The sequence below is a fragment of the Stenotrophomonas sp. CFBP8994 genome, assembly GCF_034044835.1.
Classification (GTDB): domain Bacteria; phylum Pseudomonadota; class Gammaproteobacteria; order Xanthomonadales; family Xanthomonadaceae; genus Stenotrophomonas; species Stenotrophomonas rhizophila_A.
This window is the reverse complement of record NZ_JAXCWT010000002.1, coordinates 774,057-792,813: the sequence shown is the minus strand read 5'-3', so window position 1 is coordinate 792,813 and position 18,757 is coordinate 774,057. Positions and strand designations below refer to the sequence as shown.

At 66.1% G+C, this 18,757-nt stretch carries 13 protein-coding genes and 1 riboswitch; of the genes, 6 read left to right on the top strand and 7 right to left on the bottom strand.

The genetic code is table 11. The annotated features are described in order from the left end of the window. Positions 1–103: 103 nt before the first annotated feature. Together ppa and SOM39_RS08235 are read left to right on the top strand one after the other, a co-directional pair. Positions 104–640, top strand: coding sequence for an inorganic diphosphatase (gene ppa / locus SOM39_RS08240; protein WP_320458030.1), 537 nt, complete (start codon positions 104–106; stop codon positions 638–640). 152 nt (positions 641–792) lie between these two features. Then, positions 793–1,914 carry an HDOD domain-containing protein gene (locus tag SOM39_RS08235; protein WP_095363564.1) on the top strand — a complete coding sequence of 374 codons (1,122 nt, stop codon included), beginning with the start codon at positions 793–795 and terminating at the stop codon, positions 1,912–1,914. Between the two features lie 139 nt (positions 1,915–2,053). On the opposite strand, the gene SOM39_RS08230 is transcribed toward SOM39_RS08235, so the two are convergent. The 5 genes from SOM39_RS08230 to thiC all read right to left on the bottom strand — a co-directional run bounded on the left by SOM39_RS08230 (position 2,054) and on the right by thiC (position 11,077). Then, complete coding sequence (locus SOM39_RS08230; protein ID WP_320458029.1) at positions 2,054–4,897, bottom strand: TonB-dependent receptor; 2,844 nt, start codon at positions 4,895–4,897, stop codon at positions 2,054–2,056. Positions 4,898–4,965: 68 nt separating this feature from the next. Further along, complete coding sequence (locus SOM39_RS08225) at positions 4,966–5,847, bottom strand: helix-turn-helix transcriptional regulator (protein ID WP_320458028.1); 882 nt, start codon at positions 5,845–5,847, stop codon at positions 4,966–4,968. A 123-nt stretch (positions 5,848–5,970) separates the two neighbouring features. Further along, positions 5,971–8,277, bottom strand: a complete 2,307-nt coding sequence (locus SOM39_RS08220) for a winged helix-turn-helix domain-containing protein (protein WP_320458027.1) — start codon at positions 8,275–8,277, stop codon at positions 5,971–5,973. Positions 8,278–8,570: 293 nt separating this feature from the next. Then, entirely contained in the window at positions 8,571–9,248 is a 678-nt protein-coding gene (locus SOM39_RS08215; protein ID WP_068853930.1) for an ion channel, read from the bottom strand. A 35-nt stretch (positions 9,249–9,283) separates the two neighbouring features. After that, the gene (gene thiC, locus SOM39_RS08210; protein WP_320458026.1) at positions 9,284–11,077 is read right to left on the bottom strand and encodes a phosphomethylpyrimidine synthase ThiC; all 1,794 of its coding nucleotides are present in this window, start codon (positions 11,075–11,077) and stop codon (positions 9,284–9,286) included. A 114-nt stretch (positions 11,078–11,191) separates the two neighbouring features. Further along, a riboswitch (TPP riboswitch) is annotated at positions 11,192–11,293 on the bottom strand. Between the two features lie 68 nt (positions 11,294–11,361). On the opposite strand from thiC, the gene SOM39_RS08205 reads away from it, so the two are divergent. Continuing rightward, positions 11,362–12,933: a BCCT family transporter gene (locus SOM39_RS08205; RefSeq protein ID WP_320458025.1), complete on the top strand. Its 1,572-nt coding sequence runs from the start codon at positions 11,362–11,364 to the stop codon at positions 12,931–12,933. 587 nt (positions 12,934–13,520) lie between these two features. Here SOM39_RS08205 and ggt read toward each other — a convergent pair. Both ggt and SOM39_RS08195 read right to left on the bottom strand, forming a co-directional pair. After that, complete coding sequence (gene ggt, locus SOM39_RS08200; protein ID WP_320458024.1) at positions 13,521–15,239, bottom strand: gamma-glutamyltransferase; 1,719 nt, start codon at positions 15,237–15,239, stop codon at positions 13,521–13,523. A gap of 73 nt (positions 15,240–15,312) precedes the next feature. Beyond that, positions 15,313–15,657 carry a hypothetical protein gene (locus tag SOM39_RS08195; protein ID WP_143584396.1) on the bottom strand — a complete coding sequence of 115 codons (345 nt, stop codon included), beginning with the start codon at positions 15,655–15,657 and terminating at the stop codon, positions 15,313–15,315. A gap of 76 nt (positions 15,658–15,733) precedes the next feature. Between SOM39_RS08195 and ilvC the strand changes: the two genes are divergently transcribed. Genes ilvC through SOM39_RS08180 form a run of 3 tightly spaced genes read left to right on the top strand, consistent with a single transcriptional unit; the run spans position 15,734 to position 18,727 of the window. Beyond that, complete coding sequence (gene ilvC / locus SOM39_RS08190; RefSeq protein ID WP_320458023.1) at positions 15,734–16,708, top strand: ketol-acid reductoisomerase; 975 nt, start codon at positions 15,734–15,736, stop codon at positions 16,706–16,708. Between the two features lie 38 nt (positions 16,709–16,746). Beyond that, the gene (gene ilvG / locus SOM39_RS08185) at positions 16,747–18,483 is read left to right on the top strand and encodes an acetolactate synthase 2 catalytic subunit (RefSeq protein WP_184125506.1); all 1,737 of its coding nucleotides are present in this window, start codon (positions 16,747–16,749) and stop codon (positions 18,481–18,483) included. Then, positions 18,467–18,727, top strand: coding sequence for an ACT domain-containing protein (locus SOM39_RS08180; protein WP_068853936.1), 261 nt, complete (start codon positions 18,467–18,469; stop codon positions 18,725–18,727). Before ilvG ends, SOM39_RS08180 begins: the two co-directional genes overlap by 17 nt. Positions 18,728–18,757 lie beyond the last annotated feature (30 nt).

The following is an 18,757-nucleotide window of genomic DNA, read 5'->3' as shown; positions in this document are numbered from 1 at the left end:
GATCGCCACTGCGGCGGGTCGGATAGTCCCCACCCTGCACGTTGGCCGGCAAAGGCATAAAATGGGAGGTCTTATCGCGCCATCCCCCCTCTCGGAGCACACCATGGGTCTGGAACTCGTCTCGCCCGGCAAGAACCCGCCGGAAGAAATCAACGTCATCATCGAGATCCCGAAGGACTCGGAGCCGGTCAAGTACGAAGTGGACAAGGAAACCGGCGCGATCTTCGTCGACCGCATCCTCTCCACCCCGATGCGCTACCCCTGCAACTACGGCTACGTGCCGAGCACCCTGTGCGGCGACGGCGATCCGGCCGACGTGCTGGTCGTGCTGCCGCTGCCGCTGGTTCCGGGTTCGGTGGTGCGCTGCCGTCCGGTGGGCGTGCTGAAGATGAGCGACGAAGCCGGCGGCGACGAAAAGATCCTGGCGGTGCCGATCTCCAAGGTGTTCAGCGGCTACGCGCACGTGGAAGACATCGAGCAGGTGTCCAAGCACTGGCTGGAGCGCATCGGCCACTTCTTCGAGCACTACAAGGACCTGGAGAAGGGCAAGTGGGTCAAGCTGGATGGCTGGGGCGGCGCCGCCGAAGCCAAGCAGATCCTGGTTGACGCGCACCAGCGCTACCTGTCCAGCAACAGCTGAGGCTGAATGACCCTGCTCCGGCGCTGGTCGCCGGAGCGATGGGCATCACGTTTTTACAATGCGGCGCATCACTGTTTGCGCCGGATTGGGTACATTGCGACTTCTACACCGTCCACGGTGGGGTTCACCGTGGTCACCCAGGGGATTGTGTCGTGCGTATTCTGCTAGTTGGGGACGAAGCCAGCCTGTCGGCTGAGCTGATGGATTTCATTGCCGATCTTGGGGAAGAGTGGCAGCCGTTGCGGGCACCCGATGGCCAGACGGCCATGAACATGGTGGCGTCCACGCCGGTGGATGCGGTGATCGCCTGCCCCTCCCTGCCCGATCTCAACGCGACCACGCTGCTGGGCCAGATCCGGACGCTGCGTCCGGAGACGATCCGCATCGCGCTGGTCGACGCGGCCCAGGGCAACCGCCCGCCGCCGGCACGCCTGATCGGCGTTGCCCACCGTTTCCTGCCGCTGCCGCTGGCACCGGAAGTGCTGCTTGAAGCGCTCACCAGCCTGGAAGAGCTGCGCGAACTGCTCGACAGCGCGCGCCTGCGCAGCGCCATCGGCCGCATCGAGAAGCTGCCCTCGCCGCCGCACCTGTACCTGAGCCTGACCCAGGCGCTGGAGCACGACGACGACACCGACACGGCCGATGTCTCCAAGCTGGTGTCGGCTGATCCGGCGATCGCGGCCAAGGTGCTGCAGCTGTCCAACTCCGCCTTCTTCAACAGCGGCCGCACCATTTCCGACCTGCGCACCGCCGTGACCCGGCTGGGCCTGTCGACCCTGCGCGACCTGGTGCTGGCCAGCGAGGTGTTCTCGGCTTCGCCGCTGTCCAGCGGTGAACGCAACGCGCTGCAGCAGCGTGCGCTGCTCGCTTCGCGGCTGGCCGCCAAGCTGCTGCCCGATTCCAGCGCCGAACTGGGCGCGACCGCCGCACTGCTGGCCGATATCGGCCTGCTGCTGCCCGGCGTGCGCAACGAGCGCAGTGAGCCGGCCGACGACGCCGACCCGCGCCCGGGCCACAGCGAAGCCGGTGCCTACCTGCTGGGGCTGTGGGGCCTGCCGATGCCGATCATCGAGGCGGTGGCCTTCCACCTGCAGCCGCAGCGTTCCAACACGCGCAGCTTCTGGGTGACCGGTGCGGTGCACGTGGCGCTGGCGCTGGTCAACGGCGACCCGGTGGACGAGGACTACCTGCAGCGCGCGGGCGTGCTGGCCAAGCTGCCGCAGTGGCGGGACCATGCCAATGGGTTGATGGGGTTGGCTACGGCTGACGCTTGAGAGATTGAAAGGCCGGCCAACGGCCGGCGCTACCAAAAGCCGACCTTTGCAGGTCGGCTTTTTTCTTTGCCCTGCGGGCAAAGAAAGAGGGCGACCCTTGCGGGCCGCCCTCTTTTTATTGCACCAGCGGTTCGATGGATCAGAACTTCTGGGTGTACTTCATGTACAGGAAGCGGCCGATATCGAAACCGCCGTAGTAGGCGAAGCTCGAGTTCTGCTGCGAGTACATCAGCGGACCCTTGTGGTCGAACACGTTGTTCGCGCCCAGGGCGATGGTGGCATCCCACGGTGCCTTCCAGCTGACCTGCAGGTCGTGGAAGGTGTTGGAGCCGGTCTTGCGCAGCGGAGCGGTCTCGCCGTAAGCGATGCGGTCCGGATCGGTGCAGCCGATCGCGATGCACGGCTCGTTGAGGCCCGAGTAGTAGCGCGCGGTGTAGTTCACACCGAAGCTGCCCAGCGACCAGTTGACGCCCAGGTTCGAGCGTACGCGGAACAGCGCATCCTGACCGACGCGGCCGATCATGATGTCGTCGCCAGCGGCGTTCTGTGCGGCTTCGTCGTACTTGGACAGGTAGCTGGTCTGCCAGTCAATGGCGAACTGACCGATGGCCAGCTCCGGCAGGCGGTACTTGATGCCCAGGTCGTAACCTTCGGTGTCCATCTTGCCGAGGTTGGCGGTGCCGTAGGTGATCGCGCTGATGTGGCCATCGGCCGCACGGGTCACGCTGCCGCAACGGCTGGAATCACCCAGCACGTAGCAATCACGCAGGATGCGATCGACGGAGTCGTCGATGATCATGTTGCTGATTTCGTAGCGGTACCAGTCCAGCGAGATGTCCAGGCCCTGCACCCAACGCGGGCTCCAGACCAGACCGACGGTCTTGCTCTTGGAGGTTTCCGGCGCCAGGTTCGGGTTGGCACCCGAGATGAACTGGTCACCCGACTGGCACGGCGTGGTCGAGCACGGGACGTTGCCCTGGCCCAGCTGCACGTAGTCGGCCGGAGCGCCACCAGCAAGGCAGGCGGCATTGCCGGCCACGCTGCCCGACACGCCAACGGCGCACGGATCGGTGTAACGCTCGAAGCTCGAGCTCAGACCGCCGTACAGGTCGGCGATGGTCGGAGCGCGGAAGCCCTCGGCGTAGGTGCCGCGGACCAGCAGCTCGTCGATCGGACGCCAGGTCAGGCCGAACTTGCTGTTGGTGGTGCCACCGAAGTTGCTGTAGTCCGAATAACGGCTCGCAAGGTTCAGGGTCAGTTCCTTGGCGAACGCCATGTCGGCCAGGATCGGCACGTTCAGTTCGAGGTAGACCTCGTTCAGATCGTACTCACCCTGGGTCGGCTTCTGGCCCAGGCCGGTGGACATGCCCGACTGTGCGAAGGCGTCCGGCACGTAGCTGCCTTCTTCCTTGCGGTGCTCCACGCCCACGGCGAAGCCGAGGTCACCGGCCGGCAGGGTCACGATGGAACCCGACAGGTTGGCGGTGAAGCTGGTGGTCTTGGTCACGCCACGGGTGGTGTAGGTCGGGAACAGGAAGTCCTGCAGCTCCGGATCCGCCAGCGAACCCTGGCCTGCAACGCCGTACGGCAGCAGCGGGTTCCACGGACGGCAGTCGCCCAGTGCGATCGGGTTGGCAGCGGTACCGCACTGTGCCACGCCCTGCGCGTTGATGAAGGACGCACCCAGGGCCTGCTCGGAAGCGATCAGGCTCATGTCGCCGCGCTGGGTCTTGATCGACTCATTGCGGTTCCACAGCGCGCCGACGTCCCAATCGAAGGACTTGCCGGCCAGCTCGAAGTAGCCGCTGATGGTCGGCGCGAAGCGCAGGGTCTTCAGCTGGCTGTCGGTGGTACGCGGCACTTCCCACAGGCGGCGACGGAAGTCGACGTTCTGGCCAACCGGGTTGAAGGCGCTTTCAGCGGTCAGCGGGGTGCCGAACGAGGACGACTGGTACGGGTAGCCGGCGATCTGCTGGAACGTGTTGCGCTCGTTGTAGAGCACATCGGTGTTCAGGCTGATGGTGTCGGTGAAGTCGTAGGTGCCGTTGATGTACAGCGACTTGCGCTCGATACCGGTCAGCAGGCTCATCTGCTCGTTGGAGTTGGCGTACTCCTCGGCGGTCAGCGTGTGGTAGTCGTTCGGGTTGTTCGGGTTGCCACCCTGGTTCAGGGTCTGCCACACGGCGGTCTTGGAATCGGCGCAGTTGACCTGCAGCGGGTTGCACCAGCTGCCGTACTGGCTGATCGGGCTGCCATCGGCGGCCACCGAGTTCGGACCACGGCCGCCATCACGGCTGTACCAACGGTCCTTGGCCCACACCGGATCCTGCTTGGAGTATTCGGCCGACAGGGTCAGGCTGCCGCGTTCGCCGGTAGCACCCAGGGTCATCGAGTACTGCTGGTTCTCGCCGTCGCCCTGGTCGTACTGACCGAAGTAGACGTTGACTTCACCGCCGTCAAAGTTCTTGCGGGTGATCACGTTGACCACGCCGGCGATGGCGTCGGAACCGTAGATCGAGGAGGCGCCGTCCTTCAGGACTTCAATGCGCTCAACGGCCGACATCGGGATCTGGCTCAGATCCTGGTAGCCGCCGGTGGTGGCGCCGAGGCGCTTGCCGTTCATCAGCACCAGGGTGCGCTGGGCGCCCAGGTTGCGGATGTCGACGTAGTAACCGCCCACGTTCTCGCCCGAAGACAGGGAGTCCGAACGCGAGATGGCCGGCGAGCCGGCCGAGGTCAGGTTGTTCAGCACGTCTGCGACGTTCGAGAAACCCTGCTTTTCCAGGGTTTCACGGGTCATCGTCAGGATCGGCTGCTGGGTCTCCATGTTGGCGCCGCGAATACGCGAGCCGGTGACCGAGATGCGATCCAGGTCAGTGGTGCCGGAGGCTGCTTCCTGTGCCGAAGCGAAGCTCGGCACGAGCGCCAGCGCAATGCCGGCCGGCAGAAGACCCAGCCGCACTGCGGGAGTACGAAAATTCATCAATCTCTCCAAGGTACGTTAGTAGCGTGTTAAACCGCCTCGGAAAGTTACGATTGCGTTACCGTTAATTATTTGCGCGATGCCACCGGACTCTTTGCCGACTTTGGCGAAAGCGATCCGCCAGTCTGCCGGAAGCCCGATGCCGACTGGCCATAACGGGCGCGGAACGCACGCGCGAAGCTGCAACAGTTGTCGAAGCCGCTGGCGGCGGCCACTTCGCCGATCATCATGTTGGTGTCGCGCAGCAGGTCCGCGGCGCGCTCCAGGCGCAGGCGCGCCGACAGCGACTGCGGGCTCTCTTCGTACAGGCTCTGGAACGTCTTGGACAGGTACCAGCTGGAGAAGTTGGTCAGCTCGGCCAGTTCGCCGATGCGCACCACCCGGTGGCTGTTGCCTTCCAGGTACAGGCGCGCGCGCTGCATGCGGCCGAACACCTGGCGCTTGCGGATGCGCGAACGGCCCGGGCAGCGCTGCACGCCGGTGGCCATGCCACGCTGCATCGAGGCCAGGTGCAGCAGCACCGGGCGCAGGGCCTGCGCGGGCTGGCCACTGGCCAGCGCATCGCGCCACAGGCGCAGCGCCACCCGCACTTCACCTCGGCTCATGCTGCCGCGGCCGGCGTACAGGCTGCAGTCGGCCAGTTCACCCAACGCGCGCAGGGCTTCCGGGGCCAGGCTCAGGCCGATGCACAGGCCATCGCGGCCGGCCTGGATCATCGGCTTGGATTCTTTCTCGAACGCGATCCACTCGCGCTGGCGCAGGCGGAAGCGGCCTTCCTTGGATTCCACCCACGCACTGCCACGCAGCTGCATCCACACGGTGAAGGTGGTGCCAGCGGTCTGCAGGCTGCCCAGCCGGGCCACGCCCAGGCAGGTGGGCAGGGGACCGTCGTCGACGATCTTGTCCAGGGAGAGCGATTGGCCGCGATCGGCGAGGGAAAGCTGACGCATGACGTACACCGGGGTTTGCCGTTACGGGGCAACCGTTTTGCCAAGTCAGGCGGTCTGCGTCAGGACGTTTCGACGAGATTGATGCGAATTCGTCACGACGCCCTTACGAAAGAAGTACGACGACTACTTTCCTTTCCAGAACAACAGGTTGGGCACCGACGAGAACACCGGGCGGGGCGGTTCGGGCAGCGTCATCACCCCGATGTCGGCGCCGTCGGCGACCGCCAGGGCCAGGTACAGGGCGCTGCCATCGGGCTGCGCGCTGAAGCCGTTGCCGGCGCTGAGCCGATCGGCGTCCAGGCAGTACTCCGCCCCCTGCGACGGGCTGTTGATCCGTGCGAACACGGTGGAGCAGTCGGCCCGGCTGGACAGGTAATCCAGGCTGCCATCGCGGGCCACCGCCCAGGTGCGGTAGCGCCAACGCGACGGCCGGTCCTCGCTGACCTGCTGGATGCTGGCCGGATCCAGGCGCAGATCGGCCGACCACAGCCCGCCCGCGGCCAGCCGGGTGAACAGCACGCGCTGGTGGGCCGCATCCAGCCGCGCCTGGGACACCCCATCGACGTGGCCCAGCAGTTTCCACGGCGTGGTGCGCCGATCGAACAGCGACAGGCGCATGCGCTCGTCGTGATCGCGTTCCACGACCAGCACGTGGTCGTTGTCACCGGCGTACAGGGCCTGCAGGGGCTGCGCCACCGGCACCGGCAGCGCCACGATCTGTTCGTCGCGCGGCGACACCTCGTAGATCACCGGCCGCGCCTGGGCATCACGGCCCGATACCAGCAGATGGGTGCTGTCGGGCGACCAGTCGGCGGATTGCCGGGTTTCAGGACGCAGGCCTTCCACCGGCCGCAGCGAGTCGGGGCGCGACAGGTCCGCCCACCACAGGCCGTAATTGCCGGAACGATCGGAGGTGAACACTAGTTGCCGGCCATCGGGCGCCAGCATCGGCTGGCCATCGCGGCCATTGGAGGGGAACAGGCGTTCGGGCGTGCCGGGACGGCCGTCCTTCACCGGCACGCGGAACAGGCCGAACTGCGCCTTGCGGTGCACGAAGGCCAGCATGTTATTGCTGCGCGACAACGCCGGCGACTGCGCGTCGTCCAGGCCCACATCGCGCAGCGTGCGCGTTTCAGTATCCAGTTCGTACAGGCGTGCTTCGCTGTCCACGCGGCGCCCGAACACGATGTGCCGGCTGTCGCCCCGCCAGGCCCAGCCACGGATTTCGGCCGAATCGTTGGTCAGCTGCTCGGGCACGCCGCCGCTGGCCGGGAGGCGCCAGAGGTCGCCGATCTGCGGGTTGCGCACGAACACGATCCAGCGGCCGTCCGGCGAGAAACGCGGGGCGTAGTCGAAGCTGTCGTCGGCAACCTGGTAGTCCACCGGGGTCCATGCACCGCTGGCGATGTCCAGCACGCGGATGCCGCGATAGGCATGGCGGCCGGACAGCGAGCCGAACACCAGGCCACGCCCGTTGGGCGTCCAGTCGAAGCTGAGCAACTCGGTGCCGTCGCAGCGCGTGACGTGGCGGATCGCACCCCCGGTCGCACTGGCGATCAGCACTTCGCAGCTGCCCTCTGGCCCGAACCGCGCAAACGCGATATCGCGGCCGTTCGGCGACCAGTTCGGGAAGCGGTCTGAATGGCCCGCAGGCGTATCGGTCAGCAGGCGCGCGGGCGCGTTGCCGGAGGTCTGCACCTTGATCGCACTGCCGCCGCCAGTTGCATCGTCGGCCTCGTAAGCCACCTGCGATCCATCCGGCGACACGGTCGGGTAGGTCTCGAAGCCGGCCGTGGCGGTAATCAAACGATACGGGCGCTGCGGGCTGCCGACCACGCGGCTGCCGTCTTCCAGCACGCCACTGCCTTCAGGCCCGCGCGGCGGGCGCTGCAGCAGCAGTGCGGCCATCACCAGCAGGGCGATGAACATGCCCAGGCCGATGGCAAGGAACACATAGCGCCGGTTGCGCCGCCAGCGGCTGCGTGGGCGCGGCGCAGGGGTTGCCGCGGCGAACACGGCGGCCAGCGCATCGCGTTCGTCTTCGTTGGGCGCGGCATCGACGCCCGGGTCGGGCTCCACCAGCACCGACACCGGCTGCAGCAGGCGGTAGCCGGTCTTGGCGATGGTTTCGATATAGGCTGTGCCGCCGTCGTCGTCGCGCGAGAACGCCTTGCGCAGCTGGGTGATGGCCTGGGTCAGCACATCGTTGGTGGGCAGCGTGTCCGGCCAGACCTCGGCGAACAGTTCCTCGCGGGTCACCACCGCACCGGGCACGCGCATGAGCACCTTGAGCACACCCAGCGCCTTGGGCGTGAGCCGGCGCGGACGACGCGCGCCCTCCACCACCACCTCACGCGACGACAGCGTGATGGTGCAATCGCCGATCCTCAGGCGGTCGGCAGCGGGTGTCTCACTATCCAGGCTGATCATTCCGGCGCTACGTAATACAACTGAACAACAGGAACGCAGCATTCATCGAATCAACCACAGATCGAACGAACCGCCAGATTCCGCACACGCCATCAGTGCAAAGGGCAAAGTCACTGAAGCGCGCGAATACTAGCCTATGCCGGTTAACTGCGCCTGTGCGCGCAGAGGACATCAGGCCTCTCTCGCCGACGAATCCACATAAACTGCTTCAACATTCGCGCCACTTGGCGCGAATTTTTTATCTGCGATTCAGCAAATTTTTAACGTTGATTCAGTAACTTTTTATCGACGATTCAGTTTCGGGCGTTGCGGATCATGGTCAATCCGACCAGTCGCGACACCACCAACGCTACGTACATCACGCCTGCGAACTGTTCCAGCATCACCAGTGCGCGTGCTTGTGGATGCACCGGCACCACGTCGCTCAGGCCCACCCCGGACAACAAACTGAAGCTGAGATAAAGCAGCTCCATCCAGGTGCGCAGTTCGCTCTCGCTGGTGGCCACGAAGCTGCCCGGGAACCACTGCTGGCAGACGGCGAACGCGAAGGCGAACGCCCAGGCCAGCAGCGTGAAGGTCGCGCCCGCGGCGAACAGCTCGTCACGGGTCACCTTGTGGTCCTGCAGCATGTAGGCGATCAGGCTGCCGGCCGTATAGAAATACAGCAGGCATTCCAGCAGCTGCGCGGTGGTGACCAGCGCCGGCCGCCCCAGCAGTGCCCCGGACAGGGAGAACACCACGGAGGGAATGGCCAACAGCAACGCCACCCACATGCCCAGCGGGCTGCGCCGCACCACCCACAACGCCAGGCCAAGCACTGCGATGCCGAACGCGCCGAACAGCGCGCGGCCGGCCCCGGACTCGTCCATGGCCGGGTACAGCAATACGCCCAGCAGCTGCACCCCCAGCAACCAGGCCGAAGGGTGCCGACGGGCGATGGCCAGCCATCGGGTGGTGCGCGCTATGGCCATCGTGGTGTCCCTGCCCCTGTGTCGATGGTCGAAGCTTAACGGCTGTCGCGCCCAGGCGGCATGACGGCCGCCCCGGCCGCGTAGTCGCGCACGTCCTGGGTGATCTTCATCGAACAGAAGTGCGGGCCGCACATCGAGCAGAAATGGGCCTCCTTGTGGGCGTCCTTGGGCAACGTTTCGTCATGGAACCCGCGCGCCTTCTCCGGATCCAGGCCCAGGTGGAACTGGTCTTCCCAGCGGAACTCGAAGCGCGCCCTGCTCAGCGCGTTGTCGCGCACCTGCGCACCCGGGTGGCCCTTGGCCAGGTCGGCGGCGTGGGCCGCGATGCGGTAAGCCATGATGCCGTCGCGCACGTCCTGGCGGTTGGGCAGGCCCAGGTGCTCCTTGGGGGTGACGTAACAGAGCATGGCGGTGCCGTACCAGCCGATCATCGCCGCGCCGATTGCGCTGGTGATGTGGTCGTAGCCCGGCGCGATGTCGGTGGTGAGCGGCCCCAGCGTGTAGAACGGCGCCTCGCCGCACTCACGCAGCTGCTTGTCCATGTTCTCCTTGATCAGCTGCATCGGCACATGGCCGGGGCCTTCGATCATGGTCTGCACATCGTGCTTCCAGGCAATCCTGCTCAGCTCGCCCAACGCTTCCAGTTCGCCGAACTGCGCGGCATCGTTGGCGTCGGCGATGCAGCCGGGGCGCAGGCCATCCCCCAGCGAGAAAGTCACGTCGTAGGCCTTCATGATCTCGCAGATGTCCTCGAAATGCGTGTACAGGAAGTTCTCGCGCTGATGGGCCAGGCACCACTTGGCCATGATCGAGCCGCCGCGCGAGACGATGCCGGTCACCCGCCGCGCGGTGAGCGGCACATGGCGCAGCAGCACGCCGGCATGGATGGTGAAATAGTCCACGCCCTGCTCGGCCTGCTCGATGAGCGTATCGCGGAAGATTTCCCAGCTCAGGTCTTCGGCACGGCCATCGACCTTTTCCAGCGCCTGGTAGATCGGCACGGTGCCGATCGCCACCGGCGAGTTGCGCAGGATCCATTCGCGGGTTTCATGGATGTGCTTGCCGGTGGACAGGTCCATCACGGTGTCACCGCCCCAGCGGATCGCCCACACCAGTTTCTCCACTTCCTCGGCAATGCCCGAGGACACCGCGCTGTTGCCGATGTTGGCGTTGATCTTGGTCAGGAAGTTGCGGCCGATGATCATCGGCTCGCTCTCGGGGTGGTTGATGTTGTTGGGCAGCACTGCGCGCCCGCGCGCGATTTCCTCGCGCACGAACTCCGGCGTGATCGAGGCGGGGATGGAGGCACCAAACGACTGGCCGGGGTGCTGCATCAGCAGCGCCTCGTCGCGGATGGCCTCGAGGCGCTGGTTCTCGCGGATCGCCACGAACTCCATTTCCGGAGTGATGATGCCGCGCCGGGCATAATGCATCTGGGTGACGTTGGCGCCGGCCACCGCGCGTCGCGGTTGCAGCCGTGACGGGAAGCGCACCGCGTCCAGCCGCGCATCGATTTCGCGCGAACGCCCGAACGCCGAGCTGGGCCGGGCCAGCAGTTCGGTGTCGCCACGCTCGGCGACCCAGCCGGCACGCAGGGTCGGCAAGCCGGTGGACAGGTCGATGCGGGCCTCGGGGTCGGTGTACGGGCCGGAGGTGTCGTACACGGTCAGCGGGGCGTTGCCGCCACTCAGTGCAATCTCGCGCATCGGCACCTGCAGGTCGCAGCGCGAGCCGGGCACGTGGATCTTGCGTGAGCCGGGAATGGGTCGGGTGACCGACTCGGACAGCTGCTGGGCCTGTTGCTGCAGGGCGGAAGGGTGTGCGTTCATCGGGCATCGTCCTGGGTTGTCGGTGCGAGGGTTCGCACGGCGAGGGACGAAGCGGCGGCGCACGGCCGGCGCACGGCGCGCGGATCCCCGGCGGGGGGCTGGGCGGCGCGGTGCATCGGCTGTTGCGAAGCTTCCCTACGCCGGTATCAACCGGATCAGGTTCGAAGGGACTGTCTCAACCGAGGCCACATGGCCGCGGTACCCCCGCTTCGGGGCGGATTAGACCACACCTGCACCGGAAGTGTGAACAGCCATGTCATGCCGCCTTGGCTAGACTGCCGCGCATGGTATTTCGACTCTCCATCGCCCTGGTGGTACTGCTGGTGCTGGCCGCTGGGGTGGCACCCGACCCGTTCAACGAAATCGTGCGCGGCGGGCTGGTGCACATCGTCCGCAGTGCCGGCTGGCTGTACCTGCTGGTGGTGTTCATCACGCTCTCGTTCCTGCTCTATCTCGCATTCGGGCGGCTGGGCTCGCTGCGGATCGGCGGTGAAGATGCCGAACCGGATTTCTCCAACGCCAGCTGGATGTCGATGCTGTTCGCCGCGGGCATGGGCATCGGCCTGGTGTTCTGGGGCGCGGCCGAACCGGTCTCGCACTTCGTCACCCCACCCGAAGGCCTGCCCCCGCAGAGCATGGAAGCGGCACGCGCCTCGATGCGCTATGCGTTCTTCCACTGGGGCCTGCACCCGTGGGCGATCTACGCACTGATCGGGCTGGCGATGGCCTGGTTCCAGTTCAACCGCAACGGCCGCGGATTGATCAGCGACCTGCTGCAACCGCTGATCGGCGCGCACCACCGGGGGTGGATCGGCACCGTGGTGAATGTTGCCGCGGTGGTGGCCACCGCGATCGGCGTGGCCACCACGCTGGGCTTTGGCACCATCCAGATCGCCGCCGGGCTGGACCGCGTGTTCGGCCTGCACGCCGGCGCGCCGCTGCAGCTGACCATCATCGCCGTCGCCTTCGTGCTGTACATGGCCTCTACCGCCAGCGGCGTGCACCGTGGCATCAAGTGGCTCTCCAACTTCAACCTCGGCCTGGCTGCCGTGCTGCTGGCGCTGGTGCTGGTGCTCGGCCCCACTGCCTTCATCTTCGATACCTTCACCACCACCATTGGCGCCTACCTCAACCAGCTGGTGACCATGAGCCTGCGCATGTCGCCATTCTCGGGCAGCACCTGGGTGGCCGACTGGACGATCTTCTACTGGGCGTGGTGGATTGCCTGGGCACCTTTCGTGGGCTCGTTCATCGCCCGCGTCTCGCGCGGGCGCAGCATCCGCGAGTTCGTGCTCGGCGTGGTGATCGCACCCAGCGTGCTCGGCTTCCTGTGGTTCTCGGTGTTCGGCGGCACCGCGCTGTGGTCGCAGATCTTCGGCCATGTGGACCTGGTGCAGGCACTGGGCACCGGCTACGAAACCGTGCTGTTCACCATGTTCGACAGCCTGCCGCTGCCCACCGTGCTCTCGGTGATCGCACTGGTGCTGCTGATGATCTTCTTCGTCACTTCGGCAGACTCGGCGGTGCTGGTACTGGCCAGCATGTCCACCGACGAAGCCGGCGACCCGCCATTGTCGCGGAAGATCACCTGGGGCGTGGCGATTGCCCTGATCGCCGCCGTGCTGTTGCTGGCCGGCGGCCTGGACGCGCTGCAGGGCATGATCACCATCGCCGCCCTGCCCTTCGCACTGCTGATGCTGGCCGTCATGTGGTCGCTGTACCGCGTGCTCGACATGGAGTACGCGCTACAGCGTCGACGCGCATTGCGCGCGCGGCGGATGATGGATGCCTGGATCGAGCGCGAGATCGCCGCGCAGGAAGAGACGCGTGATGAGGCGTTGCGGGCGGATACTTAGCGCGTAAGAGCAGCGTTTCAGTTCTTACTGGCAGGGGGCGACCGTCGGGTAGCCACGCTCCGGGACACGCCGTAAACCGCCCTCCGGGCCCCGGCCCAGCCGCCAGCGGCTGGGCGTTCAGTCGCACGCGAGGCAGTGCCTCGCAAGCAGTGCGCCTTCACCCTTGGGGGCTTGGCAAAAACATCCATGTTTTTGACAGTCCCTCCGGTGGCTACCCGCCGGCCGCCCCCGACAGATGGTCGCCTGCGGATACGAAAATCAGACACGCATGGCGTGTCCCTACGCGGTGCGCTGGTAGGTTCGGTTCCCGAACGAACGCACGGAATACACCACCGTCCGGTAACGCATGGAAATGATCGGCACTGCCGTTGATCTTCCCGTGGCCACCGACACACCGTCGAGGGTCGGCGGGGGCGGGGTTGCGGGACTGTAGAAAACATGGATGTTTTCTACAAGCCTCCAGGGATGGATTCACGGCGTGTCCCGCAACCCCGCCCCCGCCGGCCCAGCTCAGGGCATGCGAGAACCAAAGGCTGTTCGCAAAGATGCATGAAGCAGCCACGCAAGGCGTGGCTACACCGGACTGCTCAGTATCCGGCTGCTTGCCCATCCTTGCGACTTTCCGAAGCACCGTAATACACCCCGGTTTCCGGGTCGCGCATGATCGCCTGGTACCCACCGTACGGACCGTCAGCGAACGTCACGCGGTGCCCCTTGCGCATCAACGCGCGCACCGTTTCATACGGATAGCCGGTTTCGAGATTCACCTCGCCACCGTCGCTCATCGCCGTGGCCTGCCCGGTCGGTTCGGTCGAGCCTTCATGCTGGATGCGCGGCGCATCGCCGGCTTCCTGCAGGTTCATGCCGAAGTCCACCAGGTTCATCACGATCTGCGCGTGCCCCTGCGGCTGCATCGCACCGCCCATCACGCCAAAGCTCATCCACGGCTTGCCGTCCTTGGTCACGAAGCCCGGAATGATGGTCTGGAACGGACGCTTGCCCGGCGCATAGCCATTGGGGTGGTCCTTGCGCAGCACGAACATCTCGCCGCGATCCTGCAGGATGAAACCCAGCCCCGGCGGCGCCATGCCGCTGCCCATGCCGCGGTAGTTGGACTGGATCAGTGACACCATCATCCCGTCCGCATCGGCCACCGTCATGTAGATCGTGTCGCCCTCTTCCAGCTGCTTCGGCGTGCCCGGCTGCACCTCGCGCAGTGCCTTGTCCATTGAAATCAGCTTGCGCCGCTCGGCCGCGTATTCCTTCGACACCAGCTTGGCCACCGGCGCCGGCTGGAACGCCGGATCGGTGTAGAAGCGCGCACGGTCCGCGAAGGCCAGCTTCTTGGCTTCCACGAACAGGTGCACATGCTCCGGCGAGCCGAACGGAATCTTCGAGAAGTCGTACCCCTCCAGCACGTTCAGGATCTGCAGCGCCGCGATACCCTGGCTGTTCGGCGGCAGCTCCCACACGTCATACCCCCGGTAGTTGCTGCTCACCGGCTCCACCCACTCGCCGTGGTGGCTGGCCATGTCGTCGTAGCTCAGGTAACCGCCATTGGCCTTGAAGTAGGTGCCGATCGTGCGCGCGATGTCGCCCTTGTAGAACGCGTCGCGGCCGCCCTGCGCGATCTGCTCCAGCGTGTTGGCCAGGTTCGGGTTCTTCCACAGCTCACCCTTGCGCGGCGCGTGCCCGTTGATCGTGAACTGCTCCTTGAAGCCTGGGTACTGCGACAGCTTGGGCACCGACCGGTCCCAGTAGTAGGCGATCACCTCCGCCACCGGGTGGCCCTCGCGCGCGTAGCGGATCGCCGGCGCCAGGTTGTCGGACATCGGCTTGCGGCCGAAGCGGTCATGCAGCGCGAACCAGCCATCCACCGCGCCCGGCACCGACACCGGCAGTGGGCCCGTGGCCGGGATGTCCTTCAACCCCCGGCGCTGGAACTCGGCCAGGGTCAGCGACTTCGGCGAACGGCCCGAGCCGTTGTAGCCGTACAGCTTCTGCGTTTTCGGATCCCACACGATCGCGAACAGGTCCCCGCCCACCCCGTTTCCGGTGGGCTCCATCAGCCCCAGCGCGGCATTGGCCGCGATCGCCGCATCCACCGCCGAGCCGCCGCCCTTCATCACATCCAGCGCGATCTGCGTGGCCAGTGGCTGCGAGGTGGCCGCCATCGCGTGCGGGGCGATCACTTCCGAGCGGGTAGCAAAGCCATGCCCGGTGACCCGGTCGGCGGCAGAAGACAGCATCGGCAGGGCGCACAGCAGCGCGGCAGCCAGGGCGGCACGGACAAGGGGTCGGGTCACGGAGGAGTTTCCTGGAGGGGTGGAAAGCGTTCGATGGTGGCGGTTGAGGCGTGCCGCGCACATCCGACAATGGTCATGCACGGGGCCATCCACGACAGCCTGATCCGCGCAGAAACCGGGCTTCAAAACTTGAATTGACGTTCACCGGAACGATTTCACGCGCAACCATCCTTATGCGGCGGGGCTTTGCGCTGGATACAGCCGAAACCGTTGGAAATTGTCCAAACACGGTTGACAGCGGCAAAACCGCTGTGGTTTTCTCGATCACATGTTGCAGCGCCACACGCCCATTCGCGAATCCATCGAGCACGCCGGTCCCGGCGCGGCCTCCATCCGTTCGCTTCTTGTCCTCGTACTTATTACCCAACCAACAGGTGCGGGACGGACCGGCGTGTAAGTAGAACTGCCAGGTATCCATCAAAACCCGCACCCACCCTGGTGCGGGTTTTTTCGTTTCAGAACCCTCCGATTTCTTCCTCCAAAGGACCTCCCCCATGAGCACCAACGACCTGCCCCAGATCAAGATCGCTGTTGTCGGCTACGGCAGCCAGGGCCGCGCCCACGCATTGAACCTGCGTGAATCCGGTTTCGACGTGGTCATCGGCCTGCGTCCGGGCGGCCCGACCGAGGTCAAGGCACAGGCCGACGGTTTCACCGTCAAGGCACCGGCCGAGGCGGTCAAGGATGCGGACCTGGTCGCCGTGCTGACCCCGGACATGGTGCAGAAGAAACTCTACGAAGACGTGCTGGCGCCGAACATGAAACAGGGCGCCGTGCTGCTGTTCGCCCACGGCCTGAACGTGCACTTCAACATGATCGCCCCGCGCGAAGACCTTGACGTGGTGCTGGTTGCGCCCAAGGGCCCGGGCGCGCTGGTCCGCCGCGAATACGAAATCGGCCGCGGCGTGCCGTGCATCTGGGCGGTCTACCAGGACCGCAGCGGCAAGGCCGCCGAGTACGCCCTGGCCTATGCCGCTGGCCTGGGCGGCGCACGCGCCAACCTGATCCAGACCACCTTCAAGGAAGAAACCGAAACCGACCTGTTCGGTGAACAGGCCGTGTTGTGTGGCGGCGCCTCGGCACTGGTCCAGGCCGGGTTCGAAACGCTGGTGGAAGCCGGCTACCAGCCGGAAATTGCCTATTACGAAGTCCTGCACGAACTGAAGCTGATCGTGGACCTGTTCTACGAAGGCGGCATCACCCGCATGCTGGAATTCATCTCTGAAACCGCGCAGTACGGCGATTACGTGAGCGGCCCGCGGGTGATCGACGCCGGCACCAAGGAGCGCATGAAGGCGGTGCTGGCCGACATCCAGGACGGCACCTTCACCAAGAACTGGGTGGCCGAATACGAAGCGGGCCTGCCGAACTACAACAAGTTCAAGCAGGCCGACCTGGAACACCCGATCGAGAAGGTAGGCAAGGAACTGCGCGCCAAGATGGTCTGGTTGCAAAGTCAAGCCGCGTAACCGCGCGGCTCCCCCACCGCTTTCGCAAAGGTCACCGCATGAACACCTCCGCACACAGCACCGCGCCCCGCAACGGCGCACGCTGGTTGACGCAGGCCCTGGAAGCCGAGGGCGTCGATACGCTGTTCGGCTATCCGGGCGGCACCATCATGCCCTTCTACGACGCCCTGGTGGATTCAGGGCTGAAGCACATCCTGGTGCGCCACGAACAGGGCGCGGCCCTGGCGGCCAACGGCTATGCCCGCGCCAGCGGCCGCGTTGGCGTCTGCGTGGCCACCTCCGGCCCGGGCGCTTCCAACCTGGTCACCGGCATCGCCGATGCGATGCTGGATTCGGTGCCGATGGTCTGCATCACCGGCCAGGTCGCCACCCCGCTGCTGGGCACCGACGCGTTCCAGGAACTGGACGTGTTCGGGCTGACCCTGCCGATCGTCAAACACAGCTGGCTGGTGCGTTCGGTCGACGACCTGCCGCGGATCGTCCGTGAGGCGTTCCGCATTGCGCGCGAAGGCCGCCCCGGCCCGGTGCTGATCGACCTGCCCAAGGATGTGCAGATCGCCGACGCCAGCCACCTGCCGGCGCACGTGCCGGAAACGGTCAACCCGCCGGTGGCCCCGGCCGACGCCGCGCTGGCCGATGCCATCGCCGCGATCCAGGCCGCCGAAAAGCCGGTGATCTACGCCGGCGGCGGTGTCGCACTGGGCGATGCGGTGGAGGACTTCCGTGCCTTCGTCGATGCCACCGCCATTCCCACCGTGCTGACCCTGCGCGGTCTGGGTGGGCTGCCGGCGCAGCACCCGCATTACCTGGGCATGCTGGGCATGCACGGCACCCGCGCAGCCAACATGGCCGTGCAGGAGAGCGACCTGCTGGTGGTGGTCGGTGCACGCTTCGACGACCGCGCTACCGGCAAGTTGAACGAGTTCGCCCCGTTCGCCCGCGTCATCCATATCGATGCCGACGCGTATGAGATTTCCAAGCTGCGTACCGCCGATGTGGCGGTGCCGGGCAATGTCGGCACCGCGCTGCGCGCACTGACGGCGGCCCTGCCGCGCGCCGCCGCATCGCAGGAGGCATGGCGCAAGCGCTGCGCCGGGCACCGCGAGCGCTTCGCCGCGCGCTACGACGCGCCGGGCGCGCACATCTATGCCCCGGCGCTGCTGAAGCGCCTGAGCGAAGTGGCGCCGGCCGACGCGATCATTGCCTGCGATGTCGGCCAGCACCAGATGTGGGTGGCGCAGCATTGTCGGTTCAACCACCCGCGCAACCACCTGACCAGCGGTGCGCTGGGGACCATGGGCTTCGGCCTGCCGGCGGCGATGGGCGCGCAGTTCGCCTGCCCCGACCGCACCGTGGTGCTGGTCTCCGGCGACGGCAGCTTCATGATGAACGTGCAGGAGCTGGCCACCATCGCCCGTTGCCGCCTGCCGGTGAAGATCGTGCTGCTGGACAACAGCTCGCTGGGCATGGTCCGCCAGTGGCAGGAGCTGTTCTTCGCCGAGCGCTACAGCGAGATCGACCTGTCCGACAACCCGGACTTCGCCGCGCTGGCCAAGGTGTTCGGCATTCCGGCCACCCGCATCGAGAACCGCGACGACGTCGAAGGCGGCCTGGCCGCGCTGCTGGCCGAACCCGGCCCGGCGCTGCTGCATGTGGCCATCGATGCGCGCGCCAACGTATGGCCGCTGGTGCCGCCCAACAACGCCAACAGCACGATGCTGGAAAGCAACCCCGCCCATCAGCCCCAGGAGTTCCCCCATGCAATACCGGCTTGACCTGGTGCTGGTTCCCGCCGAAGGCGCGCTGCTGCGCGTTATCGGCATGGCCGAACGCCGTGGCTTTGCGCCGCGCGCGATCGTGGGTGCGCCCAATGCGGCCGACGATGGTCGCTGGCACCTGCAGCTGGTGGTGGACAGCACCCGTCCGCCGGAGACGCTGTGCCGCCAGATCGAGAAGATCTATGACTGCGTTTCGGTGCGGATCAGCGCGCTGGAGCCGGGTACTGGAGTAACCGTATGAACGCCCGCGCCGTGGTTCCGGTGCCGGTAC